This window comes from Streptomyces sp. NPDC058375 (assembly GCF_042723425.1).
In the GTDB taxonomy this organism is placed as follows: Bacteria; Actinomycetota; Actinomycetes; order Streptomycetales; family Streptomycetaceae; genus Streptomyces; species Streptomyces durocortorensis.
Genome location: NZ_JBHXJG010000120.1, coordinates 1 through 21,675, shown reverse-complemented (window position 1 = coordinate 21,675; position 21,675 = coordinate 1). Strand labels below are relative to the sequence as shown.

Sequence of the window (21,675 nt, the reverse complement as noted above, 5' to 3'; positions counted from 1 at the left end):
CCCCGGACCCGCTGATTAAGAGTCAGCTGCTCTAACCAACTGAGCTAACGGCGCCTGGTGACGTCGTAGACATTAGCACTCTGATCCGCCCGAGGAAAAATTGAATGCGCACCACCCCGGGAGGAGGCGGACCGGCTCACCCGCACACACGCCCAGAGCAGCACATCGGGACCGGGCAGCCACGGATTGCGGGTGTCGGGGGCGACCACCCAGCGCGGCCCGCCGTCCGACGACGCGCAGGTCAGCGGCGGTACGGTCACGGCGTCACCGGTGCCGTGACAGAGCAGGGGCGGCACCGGGTCGCGAGGCTCCCCAGAGCCCCCGGAGCCGTTGGATCCCCACTCCTCCCAGGCGAGCAGCGAGGGCAGCCGCTGGGCCGTTCCGGGAGCGGCGAACAGCAGCATCCGGCCCCGGTGTGTGGCGACCGGACCGGAGCCGGGCCCCTCCGCCCAGAGCTGTTCCAGCATCCGCCGCCCGAACAGCGCCGGCACGTTCACCACGTCGAAGGCGGAACCGCACGGGAGCACCCCGGGAGCCGTGGGGCGTTCCTCCCACTGGGCGAGCGTGCTGCGCGGGTAGGGGGCGGCCCCGGCCAGCCAGGCGGCGCCGGCCGCCGTGACCTGTGCGGCCTGGGGTCCGGACTGGTCCCGCAGCAGGGCGAAGATGTCGACGCCGTGGTGCGGGGCGGCACCGGTCCGCAGGGTCGTTTCGTCTTTCAGCCATGCGCTCATGGAGCAAGGTCTACCGGGAGTGACGGAACTGATTCCGAGAGTTGCCGGAAACGGGGACAGGGGGGGAGGGGGAGGGGTATCTTGCCCGCCGGAATATGCCACGGGACCTGACCCCCGGCCTGGCGGCGCAGCATCTGCCCCGGCCGCCCCACGGATCACATCGGCACCACAGACCCCACAGGCCTCGCGGGCTCCGACGGGCTGGACAGGCTCTCGCAGGCTTCACCGGCGGGCCGGGTCGCGCCCGGATCGGGAAGGGGTTCCGTACGTCAGGCTCTCGGCGAGTCCAGCAGGGAGCGGCCGAACTCGATCATCTTCTTCGCGTAGTCCTCGGTCCACTCCGCGCGCTCCGCGACGTCCGCCGGGGTCAGCCGGTCGAACCGGCGCGGGTCGGCCAGCTGTGCCGCCGCCATCGCCTGGAACTCCACCGACCGGTCCGTCGCCGCCCGGAAGGCCTGCGTCAGCTCGGTCGCCCGGGCCAGCAGCTCTTGGGGGTCCTCCAGCGACTCCAGGTCGAAGAAGTGCTCCGGATCCGCCGTGGCCTGAGACGGCTCGAAGAGCAGCGGCGCGGGGCGCAGCCGCTGCCGTTCGTTCCGCTCGGACTGTGTCATGTGCTGTTCCTCCCTCGCACGGCCAGGACGGCCACCCTCCATTGTCCAACCCCGCGCAAGAGGGCCCCGGGCCCTGAGCTTCGCCGGCCGGACACCCTTTACGGCTTTCACTTCACCCGGTTTCTACGGCTTCCACCGCACCCGGTGCTCGGCGAGGTGGGCCAGCACCGCGTGGTTGGCCTCCCAGCCGTCGGGGAACTTCACCGTGACGCCCAGCTGGACCGGCTCCGTGGACGGGTGCTCGTCCAGCAGGTCCGCCACCCCTTCCCGGCACACCACGACACAGGCGTGCCGGTGCCGCGAGGCCAGCACGCACAGGCGGCCCGTCTCCAGGTGGAAGGCCGTGGCGTCGGGGCGGCCCGACAGGGGGTGCAGCACCACCGTGACGTCGAACTCGCGGCCCTGGAGCCGGTTCGCCGTGTCCACCGCGACCCCTGTGACGCCCAGCTCCGCGAGCGCTGCCCGCACCGCCGCCGCCTGGTCGCGGTGGGCCGTGCCGACCGCCACCCGGTCCGCCGTCACCGGCACCGGCTCGTCCGCCCGCTCGCTGGTCGCGACGCCGCCCCGGTCCAGCAGCCGCCGGACCACCAGGGCCACCGCCCGTACCGCCTCGGGATCGGTGCGCGGGGTGTGCCGGGCCGGCAGCTCCAGCAGCCCCCACCCGGACTCCGCCGCCTCGTCCAGCACCCGGTCCGGGCCCGACCCGTCCGACGCCACCCCGAAGGAGAGCCGCCGGTCCCCGTGGTCCGTACCGCTGCGGAACGGCGTGTACGGGTAGAACGCGTCCGACACCAGCGGGGCCGCCGACGCCGGAAGCCGCCAGGAGACCGGCAGCCGGTGCTGCGGCAGCTCCGGGTTGTGCGCGAGCAGGGTGGACACCGCGCTCGCGGAGGGGTCGTAGCTCAGCCCCGCCCACTGGTCCGCGCCGACGATCGAGAACGGGTCCAGCTGCCCCGGATCCCCGACGAACAGCGCCCGCTCGAACAGCCCGGCCACGGCCAGCAGCGCGTCCGAGCGCATCTGGTACGCCTCGTCGACGATCGCGTGCCCCCACGGCTCGACGTTCTTCACGTGCGCCCACTTCGCGGCCGTCGAGATCACGATGTCGAGCCCGGCCAGATCAGCGGCCTTCGCGGACTTCGTGACGTTGGCCAGCCCGTCCAGGACCTTGTCGTACGGGTCGGAGTCGCTGCTGTGCAGCCGCCCCACCGGAAGCTCCGGGTCCTTCTCCGCGAGCCGCACCACCAGGTCGTCGACCTGGGCGTTCGTCTGCGCGATCACCATCAGCGGATGCCCGGCGGCGGCCAGCTCCAGGGCCGCCCGGACCACCAGCGTCGACTTCCCGGCGCCGGGGGGCGAGTCCACGACGATGCCCTTGCTGCTGCCGCGCAGGGTGTCGTCGAGGATCGCGCCGGTCGCGCGCGCCGCCTCCGCACCGGGGTCGAACACGACGGTCACAGCGGTCCCTCCGGGCCGGTGGAGGTCGAGGTCGGGATCACAGCAGGTCCTCCGGGGTCACGGGGTCGGGTTGCTCCGAGCGCGTCGCGGCGTCCGCGCCCGGCGGGCCGCCGTGGGTCCACGGCGTCTCCTCCGGGTCCGGCAGCTTCGGCCCGCCGCGCTGGTCGTGCTCGAACAGGGTCCAGGCGATCCGCTCCCCGGGCTCCGGCACCGACCCGGGCGCGGGCTCCTTGCTCCGGCCCATCCGGTCCAGGATCCGCAGCACCAGCAGGATCTCGCCGTCGTGGTCCGTCTCCTGCTCGGCCCGAACGAACTCCGCCGTCTGCGGCTTGCCGTCCAGCGAGCGGTAGACCTTCGTCCGCTCGCCCAGATGCGGTCGCTCGTCCGTGCGGACGGTGACCAGCGGGCGCGGCGAGGGCCGCTTCGACTCGGTGTAGGCCATCTCCACCCCGGACACCGTGCCGAGGAACGCCTCGCCCGCGAGCCGCCGACCCGCCAGCACCAGCGGATCGTCGAGCGCCTCCTGTGCCTCCAACTGGGCCTGGGCGGTCTCCCGGGAGGCCAGCTTCTGGGCCGCCGTCACCGCGTCGTCGCGGCGCGGCTGCGGCGGCTCGCCCGAGCGCACCCGGTCCCGGTGCGCGGTGAACGACCAGCGGTCCCGGGTCCAGCGGTCCTCGGCCCTGGACCCCTCGGGCAGCTCCCGCAGCAGGTCGAGACCCCGCCAGACCGCGTCCCAGGTCGGCAGCATGACCCGCGCCAGCAGCGAACGGATCTCCCGCTCGGCGGCGCTCAGCTCACCGAGGCGGGCATCCGCGGCGAGCCCGTCCTCGGCGGAGGCGAGCGCCGTGCGCGCCCGGTCGTACCGCTCGATCGCCGGGGCGAGGAGCCGGTTGTCGAAGTCCGGGTCGGTCGCCGGACCGGCCGGCGGGCACAGCAACTGCCCCTCCCCGTCCCGGGCCAGCTCCGCCCGCAGCGCCGCTTCGGCCCCCGAGGAGCCGGCCGGCGGGTCGATCCAGGACAGCAGCGCACCCAGGTGCTGGTCCTCCAGGCTGCTCTGCCCGGTCGCCCAGTGCCGGTTCAGCAGATCGGTGCCGGCCAGCAGCAGCGAGGAGCCGGGCACCCGGGCCCGCTCCCCGTAATGCGTCAGCCAGCGGCCGAGCAGCGGCACCCGGGCCGGGGCCGGATAGGGGGTGTCCGGATCGTCCTCGGCGGTGCGGCGGAACCGCATGGACCGGCCCAGCAGCCTGACGAACTCGACGCCCGCCCGGCTCGGCACGACCAGCTGGGCGGCGTCCAGGCACAGCTCGACCTCGACCTTGGTCTTCCTGCCGGTCGCCGGATCGGTCTCGTTGCGCTCGGCGGGCTCGACGACGTCCGCGTACGCATCGATGTGCGGCAGGACCGCTTCCGCCAGCTCGGCCAGGAACGCGAACCGCAGGTCCCGGTCGCGCGGCTGGGCGACGGCCAGCAGCCGGGGCGCCTCCCGGTCGGTGCCGACCAGCGCCCCGAGCGGGGCCCCGGCCTCACCGGCGGTGGTCAGCGGCACCAGCACCAGCGGCCGGTCGGTGAGATGGCGGTGCCGGACGGTCGCGAGCGGCTGGGCGCGGCCGGTGTCGACGGCCTCCAGCCGGGCGAGGGTGGTGATCAGCGACATGCGGCCGCACCCTCCGGCGCTCCGGCGCGCGCGGCGGAGGCTTCCAGCGCCTCGGCCCGCAGCCCGGCGGCGCTCTCCAGGGCCTCGGCGCGCAGGGCGGCTGCCCGGCGCAGTGCGGCGACCGTCGGATCGGCGGGATCGCCTTCCTTGCCCGCGGCGGCGGCCAGCACCCCGGCCACCGTCGTCAGCCCGCCCAGCTCACCGCGGACACTGCGGCCCAGCGCCTCCACGGCCCCCTCGGCCCGGGACCTCGCCCGGCAGTGGAAGGCCAGCTCGCAGGCGGCCAGGCACTCCGGGGCGTACGCCGGGGGCACCGCGGCCACGGCGGCGTCCAGTTCCTCGGGGGCGCACGCCGGATCGAACGTCGTACCCTCCGGCAGCCCCGCCGTGATGTCCTCGATCCGGGTCAGCCGGGTCAGCTGACGGCGGGTCACGGCGCGCTGCTTGCGTACGTCCACGACGGAGGCGGTCGGCAGGTTCGAGAAGTCCTTGGGGCAGACCAGCAGCACCCGGTGCCCGACCTCCGCGCCCTCGGTCACCGCCGCGACCCGCTCCAGCGCCAGCACGTACACCGCGGCCTGCCGGGCGGCGGCCCCGACCTTCGACGCGTCGGCCGACGCGTCGATCATCGGGAACGACTTGATCTCGACCACGGTCCACCGGCCGTCGGGATCCACCACGACCGCGTCGGGCTCCAGATAGGCGGGGGAGCCCGCCACCTCCAGGGCCAGCATCGGGTGGTCCAGCAGCGCCCAGCCGCCCGCCGCCGTGGCCTCCCGCAGGGCGAGCGCGGTGCGCGCGGCGCGGCCCTCGGGGCCTGCGGCGCTCAGATCGGGCGTGGCGACGTCCGGGCCCGGGGCGGCGGAGGAGCCGCCCAGGCGCTCGTACAGCAGGCGCAGCAGCTCGGCGCCGCCGTCCGCCTTGACCTTCGCCTCGAAGGCGTTGCCCCGCATGAAGGCGAACTGGGACTGCCCGAAGGGGGCGGGGGAGCCGAGCGCGGTGGCCAGCACGCCCTTGTCGACCCCGGCGCCGTCCAGCAGGGCCCGCCGCTTGCAGCCGGGGTTGGCGGCGAGGGCGGCCAGGGCTCTGGCGTCGAGCGGGTGCGGTGCGACGGAGGGGCCGCGCAGCTCAGCGAGCCGCTGCCGGAGCGTCGTCGCTCGCGGCGGTGTCGGCGGCGTCTCTGGCTGCCGGCCCGCCGACTGCCGTGCCGCCGACTGCCGGGCCGGGGGGATCTGCGGAGGTGGTCCGCTGGCCGGGGATTCGCTCACCCGTGGAAGTCTTGCACCCGGCACTGACATCCGGGGACACGGTCGCCGGAATCGACGCGGCGGCGGTGCTCGCGCGGCCCTGCTTCCGGCCGCCGGGAAGGCCGCCCGGGAGGACGCCGGCCAGCCGTGCCTTGACCCCGTCGGCGAGCCGGACGACGGGCTTCACGAGCAGGGCCCCGAGGCCCATCACGGCCGCACCCGCTACGGCGTCCAGGAAGTAGTGGTTGGCGGTGCCCATCACGACGATCGTGGTGATCAGCGGATAGGCGATTCCCGCCGCCCGTACGAGTGGGTGTCGGCCGTGCCGCCACAGCAGGATCCCGCACCAGAGCGACCAGCCGACGTGCAGGCTGGGCATCGCCGCGTACTGGTTGGTCATCCCGCTCAGCCCGCGCGGGGCGCTCGCGCCCGCGCCCCACCAGCCGTACGCGCTGTACTGCGCCATCGTGTCGACGAAGCCGTGGCTCGCGTCCAGCAGGCGGGGCGGGCAGGTCGGCATCAGCGTGAAGCCGACAAGACCCAGCAGCGTGGAGTTCATCAGCCAGACCCGGGCCGCCCGGTACGCCGTCGACCTGCGCCGGAACATCCAGATGAGGACGGCGGGGGTGACCAGGTAGTGCAGGGAGGCGTACGCGAAGTCGGCGGGTATGCCCAGGGACGGGGTGCTGGTGAAGAGACGGTTCAGCGGGTGCTCGGCGTTGAGGTACAGCGCCTGTTCCAGCCGGAGGATAGCCAGGCCGTGGTCGACCGCCGTCGACACATCGCCGCGCACCAGGAGCCGGCCCACCGAATACAGCGCGTACACCACCGCGATCAGTGGCAGCTCCGTCCACCAGCGGGGCCGATGACCGGTCGGGGGCGGCGCGGTGGCGTGCGGCATCCGGTAGCTCTCCCCATGTTCATGCGGCCGACGACGAACGTTCAACCGTACGGCGGCACCGTGCCGCCGAGTCCCCCGGGGTCCCCTTCCGGACATCCCGTACGCAGCGGCCCCCGCCGTGGTCCGAATCTTCGCCGGGGGCTGCACCAGGGAGGGACGCCTCCCGGGCCCGGGAGGTTGCCTGACGGGCCGGTACGGGATGATGGAAGAACCCAGCACCAGCGTTCCAGGGAGAGCCTTCATGGCACCGCGCATCCTGCTCGCCCGGCACGGCCAGACCCAGTGGTCGGTCCGGGGCAACCACACCGGCAGGACGGACATCCCGCTCCTCGACAGCGGGCGCGAGGGGGCGAAGCTGCTCGGTGAGCGGCTGCACCGGGCGCCGTGGGCGGGGCTGCCCGGCGTCGAGGTCCGCACCAGTCCGCTGGTCCGGGCCGCAGAGACCTGCGAGCTCGCCGGCTTCGGGAAGCGGGCGGAGCCGTGGGACGCGCTGATGGAATGGGACTACGGGGCGTACGAGGGGCTGACCCCGGCCGAGATCAAGGCGGACCGGCCGGACTGGCTGATCTGGCGCGACGGGGTGCCGGGTGGGGAGTCCGTGGCCGACGTCACCGCCCGTGCGGACGAGATCGTCGCGTGGGCGCGGTCTTCGGACCGGGATGTGCTGGTCTTCGCCCACGGCCACATTCTGCGGGCGCTGGGTGCCCGTTGGCTCGGTGAGGACTTGTCCTTCGGCGCGCGGATCCGGCTGGAGCCGACGTCGCTGTCGGTCCTGGGCTGGGCGTACGGCCTGCCGGCCGTGGAACGCTGGAACGACACGGGCCACCTGGACCGGTGACCTCGCGGGGTGCCCGCACCTTTCGTGCTTGGGCCCGCCGCCCCAGCCCGCCCGCGCCACTTCCAGCCCGCCCGGCGACCACCCAGCCCGTCCGGCGTTTGAGGACGGAACCGTCCACCCGGTGGGTGTCAGCTTGGCGGGCTCCCTGGACCACCCAAGCCCGTCCGGCGCTTGAGGACGGAACCCTTCGCCCCGGTGGGCGGGAGCTTCACGGGCCCCGGGGCGGGGGAGGCCCTGATGCGTGCCCGGGAACGTGCTCAACGGTTCCGTCCTCAATCGCCGGACGGGCTGGAGTGGTAGCCCGGGAAGGGCTGGAGGTGGCGGCCCCGGTCGTCGCTCCAACATCCTGCCCTGGCTCACACGCCGCGTGAGCTCAGAACAAGATCCCGGCGCCTTCCACTCGGCGCAAACGATCACCGGACAGCAGCCACTAGAGTGCCCAGCGTGAACATCGCGCCTCAAGAGACGACCGTCTTCCGCCTGATCGTGACGGGAGGGGGCACCGGTGGTCACACCTATCCCGCCCTCACGGCGATCCGTACGTTGCGGGCACGCCTGGCGTCGTCCGGCCGCACGCTCGACGTCCTGTGGATCGGAACGGCCGAGGGTCTGGAAGCCAAGGTCACCGACGCCGAGGGCATCCCCTTCACCACCGTCGCCACCGGCAAGATCCGGCGTCACGCGAACCCGCTGAAGATGGTGTCGCCCGCCAACGTCCGGGACATGGCGCGCGTGCCGATCGGGGTCGCCCAGGCGCGCAGCGCGGTCTCCGCCTTCCGGCCGGACGTCGTCCTCGCGACGGGCGGTTACGTCGCCGTGCCGACCGGGCTCGCCGCGCGGATGTGCCGGGTGCCGCTGGTCCTGCACGAGCAGACCGTCCGCCTCGGCCTGGCCAACCGTAGGCTCGCCGGTTCCGCCGCACGGATCGCCGTGTCCTCGGAGTCGACCCTGCCGCTCCTGCCGGAGAGCGTGCGGTCGGCCACGGTGGTCACCGGCAACCCCGTACGCCCGGAGGTCCTGACCGGCCATCCGGACAAGGCGGTGACCGCACTCGGCCTCCACTCCTTCGACCGGCGTCTTCCCACGGTGTACGTCACCGGCGGCGCGCAGGGCTCGCAGCAGATCAACGACGTGGTCGGCGGCGAACTCCCGTGGCTGCTGGAACGCGCCAACGTCGTGCACCAGTGCGGGCCCGCCCACCACGAGGCACTCTCCGCGCGCGCCGCAGGGCTTCCGGCCTCCCTCGCCGCCCGGTACCACCTCACCCCGTTCGTCGGACCGGAGCTGCCGGACGTCCTGGCCCTGGCCGACCTGGTGATCTCGCGCAGCGGCGCGGGCACCCTCGCCGAACTCACCGCCCTGGGCAGGCCCGCCGTGTTCATCCCGCTCGCCACGGCGGCCGGGAACGAACAGGCCCACAACGCCCGCCACCTGGAGCAGTCCGGCGCGGCGGTCGCCCTCCTCGGCGGCGTCTCCGGCGGCCACCTGCGCGAGGCGGTCGGGCCGCTCCTCGACGATCCGGAGCGCCGGGCCAGTATGGCAGCGGCAGCTAGGGCACATGGGCGCCCGGACGCTGCGGAGAGGCTCGTGGACGTGATCCTGTCCGCAGTGTCCCAGTAACAGCGCGGGCCCGCAGAGGGCTACATGATCCGTCCACCGGTATGGAGGGCGGTGCCAGCTTCAATGAGCACAGCGCACTCATGGAACGCAGCGTCGCCCTGGCCCATCGGGTCGGGCACGTCCCGGTCGCCGAGATAGAGACGCAGTTTGTTCTCGTTCTCCAGACCGCAGACGGCCCGGAGGGTGGCGAGAACGGAGGCGTCCATGGCGAGTACCTTGTCCGCCCAATCCAACATGTCCAGGCTGGTCTGCTGAGCACGGTGGGCGGTGAGGTCATAGCCCAGCCGCCGGGCGGCGTTGATCATGGCGGAATGAGCCGGCTGGTCCTGCCACTTGCCGATCAGCCCGGCTGAGCGAACGGCCATACGTGGTCCACCCCGTCGAGCGAGAGCAAGCTGAGCGAAGGGGCTACGGCAGTAGTTCCCCAGACACACGACAAGCAGATTCGACATCATGAACCGCCTGTGACCTTGAGCGCGTGTCCCAGGGCAGTCACCACTCGGTGGACGTCTGCCTCGGTGAGGTGCTGGTGGAAGGGCAGGCTCAGGATTTCCCGACTGACCCGTTCGGTGGCGGGCAGCTCACGCGTCCAGCGTGCGAAGGCGGGCTGAAGGTGGTTGGGCGGGTAGTGAGCGCCGACGCCGATGTTCCTCGCCCGTAGGTGGGCGAATACGTGGTCCCTGTGCGGCACGCGTACCTGGCACAGGTGCGGCACCGTGTGGTCGAGGTCGATGTCGACGAGCGTCACCCCATCCAACGCGTTCAGGGCATCGCTGTAGGTGCGCCACAAATGCCGCCGGGAACGCACGGTGGTGTCGAAATGGTCGAGCTGCGCCAGTCCGATGGCGGCGTTGATGGACGAAAGTTGATACCGCAAGCCGAAGCCTTCCACCTGGTAGCTGGTGGTCTCAGCGCGCACGCTTTGGGACTGGTTGACACCCAGCATGCGGAGTCGGCGGACGGAGGCGGCCTCCCCGGGCGTACGGGGGATGACGGCCCCGCCTTGGCCACACGTCAGATTCTTGACCGGGCCGAAGGAAAAGCACGTCAGGGCCGTGTCATCGGCGCCGATGTGTTCGGGTCCGCGGTGAGAACCGAAGGCATGGGCGGCGTCCTCGATAACCACGATGCCTCGCTCCGCCAGATCCTCGCCAATGGGATTGAGGTCGGTGGCCCGGCCGCCGAATAGCACCGGCAGCACGGCGGCCGTGTCATCGGTGACTGCATCCATGACGAGTTGCGGTGTGACGCACAACGTCGCCGGGTCTACGTCGATGAACCGCGGGGCAGCTCCGACAGCCCGGATGGCCTGCACAGTGGCGCAGAACGTCATGGACGGCACGATCACCTCGTCGCCCAGGCCGATGCCTGTGGCCAGCAGGGCGCTGTGCAGGGCAGCGGTACCGGAACTGACGGCCACCGCGTCGGGTACGCCGAGGTACGCGGCGATCCGCCTTTCGAATTCGGCGGTGAGGTCAGTGTGTCCGTACTGGCCGGCCTCCAGGACTCGGGCGACAGACGCTGCTTCTCGTCCGTAAGGGTACGGGGACGCGTTGCGCCGGGCGTCGGGGATGGGCAGGCTCATGTGGTCACCCCGTTCATGGCGATGCGCTTCAGGTCGCTCGTCTCACCGACGGCCAACGTCTCGACGTAGTTGGTCAGGAACACCCCTGTCCGGTAGGTCAGGCGGTCATGGTCGACCGGGAGACCGAACAGCCCGTTGACCATCTGGCCGACCAGGTCAGCTCCGGCCGCCTCGGTCAGCGGGAATCCGCCGGCAATCCGGACGTTCAGTTCGGTGATGGTGACCTGCCCGTCCGCTTGGACGAAGCCTTGTACGCAGCACAGGCCCTCGGCGCGTACAGCACGTAGGGCGGCCAGCACGAGTTCGAGCACGGCGGCGTCATGGAAGGTGGTGGAGACCGCGGCGAGCCCAGCCTTCACCAAGTCCCGGCGGCGCAGAATCGCCGACGCTCGGCCTGTGCGGTCCACCAGGCAGTCTGCTGTGAACTCGGTTCCGTACACCCGCTCCTGCACCATGGCGTCAGGGACCACCTCGCTCAGCAGCAGAGCGTGCTCCTTCTTCTCGACGAAGTGGACGTGCTGGGCACCGTGGCCGCGCCGGGGCTTGACCACCAGCTGCGTGTTCTCGGGCACTCGGTCGAGAGTGTCGCCCCACCATGACCGAGGGGTTGGCACCCCGCGCTCGGTGAGCACACGATGAAAGGCTGCCTTGTCGATGCATGCATGTACCGATGCGGGTTCGGGCAGCCACATGCGCACGCCGATCTCCTCCAGCCGAGAACTCATGCGCAGCAGCGGCGGAAGATCGTTCTCGATGGCGGGTACCACCGCGTGTACCGCCAGCGCCCGACACAGCCCGGTCATGCGGGCCCGGTAGTCCTGGTCGTCAGCCGTCGGGATGACCTGTGGCACGACTTGCGGGAGAAGGAATCACCGGCACTGGAGCCAACCCCGGCTTTGGGCTGGCCCGGCAGGTCAATGCCTCCACCGAGGTTGTAGATCTCCCCCGGCTCCCCGCCACGCAGCACCGCTTCGATCCCGGCACAGTTGTCTTCAACATGCAGCCAGTTACGTACGTGCTGCCCCCGGTCGTGGAGAGTGACGGGCGCTCCTCGCAAGAGCCGGGTCACGAAGAGCGGGATGATCTTTTCCGGGTACTGGTAGGGCCCGTAGTTGTTGCTGCTGCGGGTTACACACAGCGGGAGCCCAAGGGTCTGGTGAGCGCCCAGGGCCACCAGGTCTGCGGCCGCCTTGGACACCGCGTACGGGACCGAGGGCCGCAAGGGTGAATCCTCGGTCGCCGCCCCCTCCAACAGCGGGCCGTACACCTCGTCGGTCGAGACGTGGACGAATTTGCCGATGCCGTGGCGGTGAGCCGCGTCCACAAGCACCTGGGTGCCGAGAACATTGGTGGACAGAAACGCGTCGGCCGCCTTGTAGGAACGGTCGACGTGGGACTCGGCCGCGAAATGGACCACTGTTGTGGGACCGGACGCCATCAGGCTGTCGACAACAGCTGCGTCACGGATGTCGCCGTGGACGAACCGTAGTTTGTCCGACAGGAACGCCATGCCCAGGTTCTCCATGTGACCGGCATAGGTGAGGGCGTCGAGGACGGTCACGCGGGCGACGTCCTCGGCCCGGATGATCCGCTTGACGAAGTGCGAGCCGATGAAGCCCGCACCTCCAGTGACGAGTACGTGTTCCATGCACGCCTCCCGGAAGTGTGGTGGCCCGGCACATCACGCAGAGAGCCGATGTCCACAGGCCGTCGAGAGATGCCCGGAGCCTCCCCGAGCTGCCTCCACGGTGGGCCGCCCACCCCTTCGAAGTCTGTATCCCCGATGTGGGCCCGCTCTTCGAATCGGGTCGCTACGGTGCCGTACAGACACCAGAGTTGGGGGGTGAGCATGACGACGGAAGCGGTACGCCATCCCCTGACCTACGTGCGCCAACAGCGAGGGTGGAGCATGGAAAAACTAGCCCGCCACCTGAACCTGGCCGCGCAACGCCGTGGTCTTCGCATCGCTGCCGACCGCAGTCGTATCTACCGGTGGGAGCACAGGCGGGTAGGCGCCCCCAGCGATCTCTATCAGGAGCTGCTGGCCGAAGTTCTGGGCATTGATTCCGCCCGATTGCGGACGGCGCCCTGGCCGTGGTGGCTCCCCGCCTACGACCGCCCATTCCCTCTCAGCCCGGCCGGCGCCCGCGCCGCCCACACGGAGTTATCGGTGGAACTCGACCAGCCTGACCGCCGCACTTTCCTCGTTCTCGCCGCCGGATCCTTAGTCGGAATGGCAACCGAATGGGCCCGCGTCGAACCCGAACGTCTGGCCGGAGCTCTGGCCGGGCGCCGCGTCGACGAAAGCCTGCTCGCCTGGCTGGAGAGCAGCGTCGAACGTCTCCCTGGCCTGGCCAACACATCCCCTCAGGAGTGTGCCGACCTTCTCGGCGCGGCCATGCGCGTCACCATCAACCTGCTCGACTCGGCCCGCTACGACGAACCCACCGGCCGCCGACTGCGTACCGTCCTGGCCCAGGCGGCCCAAAGCGCCGCCTGGCTCCACTTCGACCAAGGCCGCCACGCCTCGGCGCAACGCCACTGGCGCACCGCCCTGCACTCAGCCCACAGTGCCGACGCTCGCGATCTCGGAGCCGGAGTCCTCTCCGACCTCGCCTACTCCGCTACCTGGCTCGGCCATCCCGGTGAGGCCGTCGAGATCCTCGCCCTTGCCCGTACCCGAACCCGCCACGCGACCGCTCGCTCTCTACTGGATGTACGCCGGGCTCGTGCCCTCGCGGTCCTCCAGGACGATGTAGGCACCGCCCGCGCCCTCAACGACGCTGAACACCAACTGGAGCGTGGTAGCACACAATCCGCACCCCCGTGGGTGTCCTGGATGTCATCCGCCGACCTCGCCGTCGACGCCGGGCGCTGCTGGCTGGACCTGGAAGACCCACGGCGAGCCACAGCCGCGTTGGAGGAGGGCCTGAGCTTGCTGGTTCCCGAACGGGAGAGGACTCGCGCCATCATGCTCACCTATCGTGCCCACGCTGCGCTCGCCGGCCGCGACGTCGACGCAGCCGTGTCGGATACCCGTACAGCGCTGGACACCGCCCTGGGAACAGGCGCTTCACGGTGCCTCGACCTGGTCTGCGGCACTCTGTGGGATTCATTCGAACCCCACAAGGGCGAAACGGCCGTTCAAGACCTGCGCTCGTACGCACACCAGCGGCTGACGCCCGTGCGTGTGTGAACCAGTCTGCCCGGACACCGGACAGGCTGTGCAGATCACATGACCAACGTGTGACCAACAGCGCCCGGGGACAGACAGGAACACTGGAAGCAGGCCGACGCGGTCGGAAGTCGCGAACCCGCACCCGGACAGCAACCTCGCAGGTCGCGGGGATGCCTCGACCGGGTTCGGCCAGGAGGGCGGGGAGGTTACCTCTCGGCCGTTCAACGACGCGGCGAACCGCACGACCGACGAGGCCGCGAACTACGCGTACCCCCAGGGCAAGGCGACCGGCCTGTCTGCCGCTGTCGCGGCGGGCGCCCCGGTGAACGGCGCCTTCCGGGCCTTGACCAACGACTCAGAACCCCTGCCCTCGTGGACCACACCGGGCGGGACTCGCGTCCCCGCCATGCCCAGGAGTGTCCCATCGTATTCTTCCTGGCGCTGAGCACGACCACGGGCGCCATGAGCCCCCACCGAGAAAATCCGGACGGCCGCGGAGCCCGGAAGCAACGCCGCGGCCTGCTGGCCGCTGTGCTCACGCATCGGCCCGATCTCCAGCGTGGTCCTCTACCGTGAACGAGCCCCTCGTCTGCTGTTCGACCACAGGTTCTGAACAAAGTCGGACTCAGGATGCGTTCGCGATGCGGTCACTGTGCCCGTTCGCCGAACGTGGCCTTCCGGTGCCTCCAAGTCCCAGCCACACACCGGCGCGAGCAGTAGATCGCGTTCGAGCGCCGATCGATGCCAGCCACCGAGCCGGCCCCGTACTCGGGACACTCAAACTCACCCGCACCGTCCCGCACGGCTGCTGGATGCCGACGCAGCCGCAGGTCCGTACGCCACTGCCTGGCGCGACACGCCGAAGAACAGAACAGCGCATCAGGCCGTGCCTCCGGCCTCAGCCGTTCACCACAGGAAGTTCCTCTCCCCGGCCCGCCCGGTGCCATTGGACACCACACCAGTGTAGGACCCAAGGCCACTCAGAACCGGGGATCACCAACAGCCACTCACCTGGTTGGGGCCGAGTCCCGGTGGCGGGTCAGGAACGACGACACCTCCGGCGCCCCGCCCCGAGGCTCCAGCACCCGCACCGCCCCCGCCAACATCCCCCGGATCCGCGACGACTGCACCCGGGTCAGCAGATCCAGCACCTGGTGCCCCGTCGCCGCCGCCTCGTCCGCCCGCCCCGCCCGGGCCAGGTCCCCCGTGAGCTGCGCCCGGTACAGCGCCAGGTTCCGGGTGAAGTGCGCGTCCTGGAGCACCACCGCCCGCCGCCCGTGCCGCGCCGCCCGGGACCAGTCGCCCAGCGCCGACCAGCACTGTGCCTCCAGCAGCTCCAGCTCCGCCTCCCGGAAGAAGCTCATCCACTCCGGGTCACCGGACGCGGGGCCCCGGTCGAACGCCGCCCGGGCCCGCCCGATCGCCCGGTCGCACCCCGTACGGTCACCGAGCCCCGCCCGGCCCCCCGCCTCCCGCAGCGCGAGCAGCGCCAGCAGCCGGGGCGACCCCAGCGTGCGGGCCGCCCGCTGCCCGGCCTCGGCCGCCCGTACCGCCTCACGCGGCCGCCCCGCGTCCCGGGCCAGGAACGACGTGTTGCAGAACGCGTGCGCCTCAAGCCCCGCGTCCCCCGCAAGCCGCGCCGTCGCCAGCGCCTCCGCGTAGTGCGAGCGGGCGTCGTCGAAGCGCCCCGAGTCGTGGGCCAGCCAGCCCACCGAGATGGCCAGCTCGCCCGCGCCCGCGTGCAACCGGTCCGAGGTGGCGCGCCGCGCGGTGCTTCCGGCGTCCAGCAGCTCGTACGCCGCGCGCAGCGGCTGCGCGGCCCGCCGGTAGAGCCCGTCCGCGCCGTGCCGGTCGTCCAGCAGCCGGATCTGCCGCACGGCCTTCTCGACGGCGACCACCTCCGCCTCGCCGACCCGGCGCTGCGCGGGCAGAGAGACCTGGGCGGCGGAGGCGGGCGCCCCGCCGAGACCCAGGGAAGCGGCCGCCACCGTGGCGGTGCCGCTCGTCATGAACACGCGACGCAGCACGTCGCTCTCCTCGGGGATGTCGTCGGTTTCGGTGTCGCGGGGCGCCGGGGCGGGGGCGGGCCCCGGAGAGAGCGCCGGGGAAGCGGCCTCGGGCGGGGGTTCGGACACGACCCGCGCGCCCCGCCCCCGTACGCTCTCGCGGGCCGAGAACCCCAGGTCGGCCAGGGACGCCCCGGGGAACATGTGCAGGAAGACGCGTTCGTAGGCGTAGTTGGGGCAGCGGATCTCCCCGGACTCCACCCGCCCGATGTACCGGGCGTCGCAAGCGACCTGCTCCCCGATCTCCCGGGCCGCTCTGCGGACGGCCGCCGCGAACTCCCCGGCGGAGCGCTGCCCGCGCAGCCGGCGGAAGGCGAGGTTGGGAACTGCCCCTGTCGACGCCATGTCCGGCCCCTCTCTGGTGCAGCCGGGGATCGTGCCACCGGCGTTCCCGGGCCTCCCCGGCCGCCCCGGCCTGACCGGAGTTCCGGTGTCCCGGCGGAGCAAGAACGTACCTGCTGTGACGGGGCGCACACGCAGCGTTTCGTTGCGAAAGGGGCATACCGACCGTGATCCGCCATGAACTGCCACCCTTTGCGGCGGTGTGGGCCCGTAGCCCTTGACGCACCCCCGGCGTTGGTCCATGTGGAGACGGAGTGTGGCTCCGTTCGGCGATGAGAGGAGGGGTTCCCTTGTTGCATCTCGGCAGGGAGACCGGCTCACGGACGACCGCGACGACCCCCATGAACCCGACGACCCCGAAGAACCCCGCACCCCCGGTGCCGGTGCCGGTGCACGTGAAGCCGGTGCAGGTCCGTACGGCCCCCGCCCCGGCGGACCAGCCCTCGGACCTCTCCCTGGACCTCGTCACGGTCCCGGCGCGGCAGGGCCTGGAAGCCGTCGACATCCTCCGCCGCCGCGGGGACCGGGAGGCAGTCGGCCCGGTCCTGCACGACGGGGCCTGCGACACCCTCGGCTTCCTCGTGCCGCCCGGCACCGCCGACGCCTGGGACGTACCGGGCAGCGCCTGTACGCGGACGGACGGCCGCGGGCTGCGCATCCCCGCCGAGCCGCCCGTCTCCGGATCCGGCTGGCTGCTCCCGCCCGCCGAGGACGCCCCGGTCACCGACCCGGCCGTGCTCCGCGCCGCCCTCGACCAGGCCGCCCGGCTGATCGAGGCGGCCGACAACTGCTGCTGAGCCCATAATGGCCGGACCGGCGGAACACCTCCGCGAAGCCGGCGACCCGGGCCCCCACCAGCAAGGACCAGTGAACGTGGCACGTCGAGGAACGCCGGGCCGGGGCAAGGGGAAGGCCGCGGACAAGGCCGTGGGCCCGAAGGCGAAGGGGCGCCAGGACGGCAGACGGGGCTCCGCCCGGGCCGAGCGCGAACCGGTCTCCCGGCCGGTCGGCGGCGGGCTCGCCGAGCTCATACCCGACCGGGAGCGCCCGCACGGCTGGACGCTCCTGATCGACGGCGCCCCGCAGTCCCACGTGGACCTCGACGACCCCGCACACCTCTCGTTCGCCTACCAGCGCCGCCTCGGCCACGTCATCGACCTCGCCGCACCCCCGCTCCAGCCGCTGCACGTCCTGCACCTGGGCGGCGGCGCGTTCACCCTCGCCCGGTACACCGCCGCGACCCGCCCCCGCTCCACCCAGCAGATCGTCGAACTCGACGCGCCCCTCGTCCAGCTCGTCCGCGACTGCCTCCCGCTGGACCCCCAGGCCCGCGTCCGGGTCCGGACGGCCGACGCCCGCGAAGGGCTCGGCAGATTCCCGGACGGCTGGGCCGACCTGGTCATCGCGGACGTCTTCAGCGGAGCCCGCACCCCCGCCCACCTCACCTCCGCCGAATTCCTCACCGAGGTACGCCGGGTCCTGAAGCCCGAGGGGCGCTATGCCGCCAACCTCGCGGACGGCCCCCCGCTCGCCCATCTGCGCGGCCAGGTCGCCACCGCCGCCGCCGTCTTCCCCGAACTGGCTCTGGCCGCCGACCCGGTGGTGTGGCGGGGCCGCCGCTTCGGCAACGCGGTCCTGCTCGCCTCGGCCCTGCCGCTGCCGGTCGCGGAGTTCACCCGGCGGGTGGCGAGCGACCCGCACCCCGGCCGCGTCGAACACGGCCGCGCGCTCACCGACTTCACCGGGGGTGCGGCCGTCGTCACCGACGCCGCGGCCAAGCCGTCCCCCGCGCCCCCGCCGTCCGTCTTCGAAAACCCCTGAGCAGAGGCGACCACCGCTTACGGCTCGACGATCTGCACCGTGGGCGGCGTCCCGTTCCAGGTGCAGAACACCGAGTACGTCTTCCCGTCCTCCCCGCCCCCGTCGCTGAAGTCCACCCGGATCCACGCGTCGTTCGTCCACACCTGCATCGACCAGCCCGGCTCGGGCGTCGCCGAGACGAGCTTCGCCGAGGCGGCGCCCAGCTCGAACACCACCCGGCCGCCGTCGGTCCGATAGCTCTTCACCTGCCCCGAAGCCTGTTCCGGAGTCGACCGCGCGGGCGGCTTCGCCGCGGTGGCCGAGGGCGTACGGGAGGGGCGCGGGGCCGACGGCGAGGGGCTCGGCCCGCCGGTGCGCTTCGCGGCGGAGGGGGAGGGCGACGTCCGGTGCGTCGAGGAGACGAGCGGCGGCTCGGTGCTCTGCCCGATGCGCTGCGGAGGCCCCGCGCCCACCGAGATCGGCACGGCCCGGGGCGGGTCGTACGCCGTCCCCGTCATGACCGTGTGCACACCCCACCACGAGAGCGTGACCGCCGCGCCGGTGGCGAGCGACCACGCCAGCACGTGTACGAGTCCTCGTTGCATCCGGCACATCCTGCACCACCCGGCCCGCCCCCGCTCCCACCCGGGGGCCACGGACAATCGCCCTTCTCCGGCCTTTGCGGAGGATTCCGGCGGGGCCGGGACCGGGCCCGCCGGCATGGCGTACGGTGCCGCCCATGGCAAGTGTGCTCGTGGTCGAGGACGACCAGTTCGTACGTTCCGCCCTCATCCGGCACCTCAGTGAGGCCTCCCACACGGTACGGAGCGTGGGCACCGCGCTCGAAGCGCTGCGCGAGGTCGCGCACTTCCGCTTCGACGTGGTCATCCTCGACCTCGGGCTGCCCGACCTGGACGGCGCCGAGGCGCTGAAGATGCTGCGGTCCATCACCGACGTGCCCGTCATCATCGCCACCGCCCGGGACGACGAGAGCGAGATCGTCCGGCTCCTCAACGACGGCGCCGACGACTACCTGACGAAACCGTTCTCCGTGGAGCACCTCTCCGCCCGGATGGCCGCCGTGCTCCGCCGCTCGCGCGCCGCCGGGGGCGAGGCGCCGCCGCCCCGGGTCATCCGCGTCGGCGGGCTCTCCATCGACCCGCTGCGCCGCAGCGCCGAGCTGGACGGAGCCGAACTCGACCTGACCCGCCGCGAGTTCGACCTGCTCACCTTCCTCGCCGGGCGGCCCGGCGTGGTCGTCGCCCGCAAGGAGCTGCTGGCCGAGGTCTGGCAGCAGTCCTACGGCGACGACCAGACCATCGACGTCCACCTCTCCTGGCTGCGCCGCAAGCTCGGCGAGACCGCCGCCCGCCCGCGCTACCTGCACACCCTGCGCGGCGTCGGCGTGAAGCTCCAGCCGCCCGCCGACGCGCCGGCCGTGGAGCCGCCCGCATGAGATGGGCCCTGGTCAAGGTCTGCCTGGCGGTCACCGCGATGGTCGTCATCGCCTTCGCCGTACCCCTCGGACTCGTCATCCGGGAGATGGCCAGCGACCGGGCGTTCTCCGACGCCGAACGCCAGGCCGGGACGATCGCCCCGACCCTCTCCATCACCACCGACCGCGAGGAGCTGACCCGGGCCGTCCTGTCCACCGAACCGGGCGACCGGGGCCACCTCGCCGTCCACGTCCCGGCCCCCGCGAAGGCAGGGGCCGAGGCCGAGGACGGGCCCCTGGACATCGGCACCCGGCGCGCCGCCCCCAAGGACGTGGAGACCGTGCGTAAAGCCGGGCGGGCCTCCATCACCGAGGTCACCGGCGGCTTCGCGCTCCTCCAGCCGACCGCGCTGAGCACCGGGGAGATCGCCGTCGTCGAGGTGTTCGTCCCCGAGGGCGAGGTCTCCAACGGGGTCGCCACCGCCTGGCTGATGCTGGCGGGTGTCGGCGTCGCGCTGATCGTCGGCTCGGTCGCGGTCGCCGACCGGCTCGGCGTACGGATGGTGCAGCCCGCCCAGCGCCTCGCCGGGGCCGCCCAGGACCTGGGGGAGGGGCGCCTCGGCACCCGGGTTCCCGAGGAGGGCCCCACCGAACTGCGGTCCGCGGCCGTCGCGTTCAACTCCATGGCCGACCAGGTCGTCCAGCTCCTGGCCAACGAGCGCGAGCTGGCCGCCGACCTCTCGCACCGGCTGCGCACCCCGCTCACCGTGCTCCGGCTGAACGCCGCGTCCCTCGGCGAGGGCCCGGCGGCCGAGCAGACCCGGGCGGCGGTCCAGCAGTTGGAGCACGAGGTCGACGCGATCATCCGCACCGCCCGCGAACAGCGCCCGCAGACCCAGGGGGTGCAGACGGGGGCGGGCTGCGACGCCTCCGAGGTGATCCGCGAACGCATGGGCTTCTGGTCGGCGCTCGCGGAGGACGAGGGCCGCGAGGTGCGCCTCGCGGGAGTCGACCGTACGGTACGCATCCCTGTCGCCCGCCCCGAACTGGCCGCCGCCCTCGACGCGTTGCTCGGCAACGTCTTCCGCCACACGCCCGAGGGCACCGCCTTCGCCGTCGACGTCCACCACAGCGGCGACGCGGTCATCGTGCTCGTCTCCGACGCCGGCCCCGGGATCGACGACCCGAAGGCCGCCCTCGCCAGGGGTGCCAGCGGGCGCGACGGGGCGGCCGGCTCCGTCGGCTCCACCGGCCTCGGCCTGGACATCGTGCGCCGGGTCGCCGAGTCCACCGGCGGCGACCTGCGCATCGGCCGGTCCGTCCTCGGCGGCACCGAGGTCCGGATCTGGATCGGCCTGCACGGCAGCCGGCCCGAGCGCGGGCGGCGCGGACACGGCCGCCGCGTCGGCCGCCGGACGGGCTGGCAGCGACGCAAGGAATCCCGGACCGCGACCGGCCCGGGGGCCCAGCATTAACCCGCACCCATGCGTTCCTTAAGCGCACCCTAAGAACATCAACTCCCGTCCGCAACGTCCCTTTCGCCCGTTCCGCTGCCGCTAGCGTGCTCCGCATCCCCCCAGGAAGATCCGCAGGACTCCGCAGGACACAGAGGCAGGCAGGGCACGTTGATGGCTTCCCGTACGCACCGTCGCACGACGACCACCCGCACCAAGGCGATCGGCGCGGTCGTGGCCGCCGCCGTCATCGGCGGGACGGTCCTCGCGCTGTCCGGCACGGCGCAGGCCGCCGCGGTCGGCGCCGCGTACACCCGTACCAGCGACTGGAACGGCGGCTACACGGGCCAGTACGTCGTCACCAACGAGACCGACGAGACGCTCACCGACTGGACGCTGGAGTTCGACCTCCCGGCGGGCACGGAGATCGGCTCGCTCTGGAACGGCGAGCACACGGTGAAGGGCGGCCGCGTCACCGTGAAGCCCGCGAGCTGGGACAAGGAACTCGCCCCCGGCAAGTCGGTCACCGTCGGCTTCGTCACCTCCGCCACCGGCTCCGCCGGTGACCCGGCCGACTGCCTCATCAACGAGGCCGCCTGCTCCGCCGACGGCGGCGCGACCCCCACCCCGAGCGGCCGTCCCACGGACGCCCCGACCGCGGCCCCCACGCCGACCGCCACCCCGGCCACCCCCTCCGCCACCGCCCCCACCAGCCCCCCGACGCCGACCCCCACCGCCACCGGCCGCCCCGGTGG

The 21,675-nt window shown here is 72.5% G+C and carries 20 protein-coding genes; 8 read left to right on the top strand and 12 right to left on the bottom strand.

Annotated elements, in window-relative coordinates; translation table 11 throughout:
• Nucleotides 1–44: 44 nt before the first annotated feature.
• From ACFWM7_RS20105 to ACFWM7_RS20080, 6 genes are all read right to left on the bottom strand, one after another.
• Nucleotides 45–731 carry a bifunctional DNA primase/polymerase gene (locus tag ACFWM7_RS20105; RefSeq protein ID WP_383262511.1) on the bottom strand — a complete coding sequence of 229 codons (687 nt, stop codon included), beginning with the start codon at nucleotides 729–731 and terminating at the stop codon, nucleotides 45–47.
• A gap of 269 nt (nucleotides 732–1,000) precedes the next feature.
• Entirely contained in the window at nucleotides 1,001–1,342 is a 342-nt protein-coding gene (locus tag ACFWM7_RS20100) for a hypothetical protein (protein WP_383262509.1), read from the bottom strand.
• A gap of 123 nt (nucleotides 1,343–1,465) precedes the next feature.
• Nucleotides 1,466–2,800, bottom strand: a complete 1,335-nt coding sequence (locus ACFWM7_RS20095; protein ID WP_383262508.1) for an AAA domain-containing protein — start codon at nucleotides 2,798–2,800, stop codon at nucleotides 1,466–1,468.
• A 37-nt stretch (nucleotides 2,801–2,837) separates the two neighbouring features.
• Nucleotides 2,838–4,454 carry a hypothetical protein gene (locus ACFWM7_RS20090; RefSeq protein ID WP_383262507.1) on the bottom strand — a complete coding sequence of 539 codons (1,617 nt, stop codon included), beginning with the start codon at nucleotides 4,452–4,454 and terminating at the stop codon, nucleotides 2,838–2,840.
• Nucleotides 4,445–5,464 (bottom strand): hypothetical protein, encoded by a 1,020-nt coding sequence (locus tag ACFWM7_RS20085; RefSeq protein ID WP_383262514.1) that lies wholly within the window; start codon nucleotides 5,462–5,464, stop codon nucleotides 4,445–4,447. The genes ACFWM7_RS20090 and ACFWM7_RS20085 overlap by 10 nt, the downstream gene beginning before the upstream one ends.
• Before the next feature lie 118 nt (nucleotides 5,465–5,582).
• Nucleotides 5,583–6,602, bottom strand: coding sequence for a phosphatase PAP2 family protein (locus ACFWM7_RS20080; RefSeq protein WP_383262504.1), 1,020 nt, complete (start codon nucleotides 6,600–6,602; stop codon nucleotides 5,583–5,585).
• 241 nt (nucleotides 6,603–6,843) lie between these two features.
• Here ACFWM7_RS20080 and ACFWM7_RS20075 point away from each other — a divergent pair, with 241 nt between their 5' ends.
• Entirely contained in the window at nucleotides 6,844–7,440 is a 597-nt protein-coding gene (locus ACFWM7_RS20075; RefSeq protein ID WP_383262503.1) for a histidine phosphatase family protein, read from the top strand.
• A 444-nt stretch (nucleotides 7,441–7,884) separates the two neighbouring features.
• Nucleotides 7,885–9,060 carry a glycosyltransferase gene (locus tag ACFWM7_RS20070; protein ID WP_383262501.1) on the top strand — a complete coding sequence of 392 codons (1,176 nt, stop codon included), beginning with the start codon at nucleotides 7,885–7,887 and terminating at the stop codon, nucleotides 9,058–9,060.
• A gap of 20 nt (nucleotides 9,061–9,080) precedes the next feature.
• Here the strand turns inward: ACFWM7_RS20070 and ACFWM7_RS20065 are convergent, their stop codons facing one another.
• From ACFWM7_RS20065 to ACFWM7_RS20050, 4 genes are read right to left on the bottom strand one after another with little or no spacing between them, the layout of a single operon-like run.
• Nucleotides 9,081–9,512: a low molecular weight phosphotyrosine protein phosphatase gene (locus ACFWM7_RS20065; RefSeq protein WP_383262512.1), complete on the bottom strand. Its 432-nt coding sequence runs from the start codon at nucleotides 9,510–9,512 to the stop codon at nucleotides 9,081–9,083.
• Nucleotides 9,512–10,645, bottom strand: a complete 1,134-nt coding sequence (locus ACFWM7_RS20060; protein WP_383262500.1) for a DegT/DnrJ/EryC1/StrS family aminotransferase — start codon at nucleotides 10,643–10,645, stop codon at nucleotides 9,512–9,514. The genes ACFWM7_RS20065 and ACFWM7_RS20060 overlap by 1 nt, the downstream gene beginning before the upstream one ends.
• On the bottom strand, nucleotides 10,642–11,496 hold the full coding sequence (locus ACFWM7_RS20055; protein WP_383262499.1) for an ATP-grasp domain-containing protein: 855 nt from the start codon (nucleotides 11,494–11,496) through the stop codon (nucleotides 10,642–10,644). The genes ACFWM7_RS20060 and ACFWM7_RS20055 overlap by 4 nt, the downstream gene beginning before the upstream one ends.
• A complete protein-coding gene (locus ACFWM7_RS20050; protein WP_383262497.1) occupies nucleotides 11,445–12,293 on the bottom strand; it encodes a dTDP-glucose 4,6-dehydratase in 849 nt (282 codons plus the stop codon). Before ACFWM7_RS20050 ends, ACFWM7_RS20055 begins: the two co-directional genes overlap by 52 nt.
• 195 nt (nucleotides 12,294–12,488) lie before the next feature.
• Here ACFWM7_RS20050 and ACFWM7_RS20045 point away from each other — a divergent pair, with 195 nt between their 5' ends.
• Complete coding sequence (locus ACFWM7_RS20045; protein ID WP_383262495.1) at nucleotides 12,489–13,841, top strand: XRE family transcriptional regulator; 1,353 nt, start codon at nucleotides 12,489–12,491, stop codon at nucleotides 13,839–13,841.
• A 989-nt stretch (nucleotides 13,842–14,830) separates the two neighbouring features.
• Here the strand turns inward: ACFWM7_RS20045 and ACFWM7_RS20040 are convergent.
• Complete coding sequence (locus ACFWM7_RS20040) at nucleotides 14,831–16,234, bottom strand: tetratricopeptide repeat protein (RefSeq protein ID WP_383262494.1); 1,404 nt, start codon at nucleotides 16,232–16,234, stop codon at nucleotides 14,831–14,833.
• Between the two features lie 287 nt (nucleotides 16,235–16,521).
• On the opposite strand from ACFWM7_RS20040, the gene ACFWM7_RS20035 reads away from it, so the two are divergent.
• Together ACFWM7_RS20035 and ACFWM7_RS20030 are read left to right on the top strand one after the other, a co-directional pair.
• Entirely contained in the window at nucleotides 16,522–17,028 is a 507-nt protein-coding gene (locus ACFWM7_RS20035) for a hypothetical protein (RefSeq protein WP_383262492.1), read from the top strand.
• A gap of 76 nt (nucleotides 17,029–17,104) precedes the next feature.
• Complete coding sequence (locus tag ACFWM7_RS20030; RefSeq protein WP_383262490.1) at nucleotides 17,105–18,052, top strand: spermidine synthase; 948 nt, start codon at nucleotides 17,105–17,107, stop codon at nucleotides 18,050–18,052.
• Nucleotides 18,053–18,069: 17 nt separating this feature from the next.
• On the opposite strand, the gene ACFWM7_RS20025 is transcribed toward ACFWM7_RS20030, so the two are convergent.
• Entirely contained in the window at nucleotides 18,070–18,636 is a 567-nt protein-coding gene (locus ACFWM7_RS20025; RefSeq protein ID WP_383262488.1) for a hypothetical protein, read from the bottom strand.
• A 134-nt stretch (nucleotides 18,637–18,770) separates the two neighbouring features.
• Here ACFWM7_RS20025 and ACFWM7_RS20020 point away from each other — a divergent pair, with 134 nt between their 5' ends.
• The 3 genes from ACFWM7_RS20020 to ACFWM7_RS20010 all read left to right on the top strand — a co-directional run.
• On the top strand, nucleotides 18,771–19,487 hold the full coding sequence (locus ACFWM7_RS20020) for a response regulator transcription factor (protein WP_383262486.1): 717 nt from the start codon (nucleotides 18,771–18,773) through the stop codon (nucleotides 19,485–19,487).
• Nucleotides 19,484–20,941, top strand: a complete 1,458-nt coding sequence (locus ACFWM7_RS20015; protein ID WP_383262485.1) for an ATP-binding protein — start codon at nucleotides 19,484–19,486, stop codon at nucleotides 20,939–20,941. Before ACFWM7_RS20020 ends, ACFWM7_RS20015 begins: the two co-directional genes overlap by 4 nt.
• A 153-nt stretch (nucleotides 20,942–21,094) precedes the next feature.
• A partial coding sequence (locus ACFWM7_RS20010; protein WP_383262483.1) for a cellulose binding domain-containing protein occupies nucleotides 21,095–21,675 on the top strand: 581 nt, incomplete at its 3' end.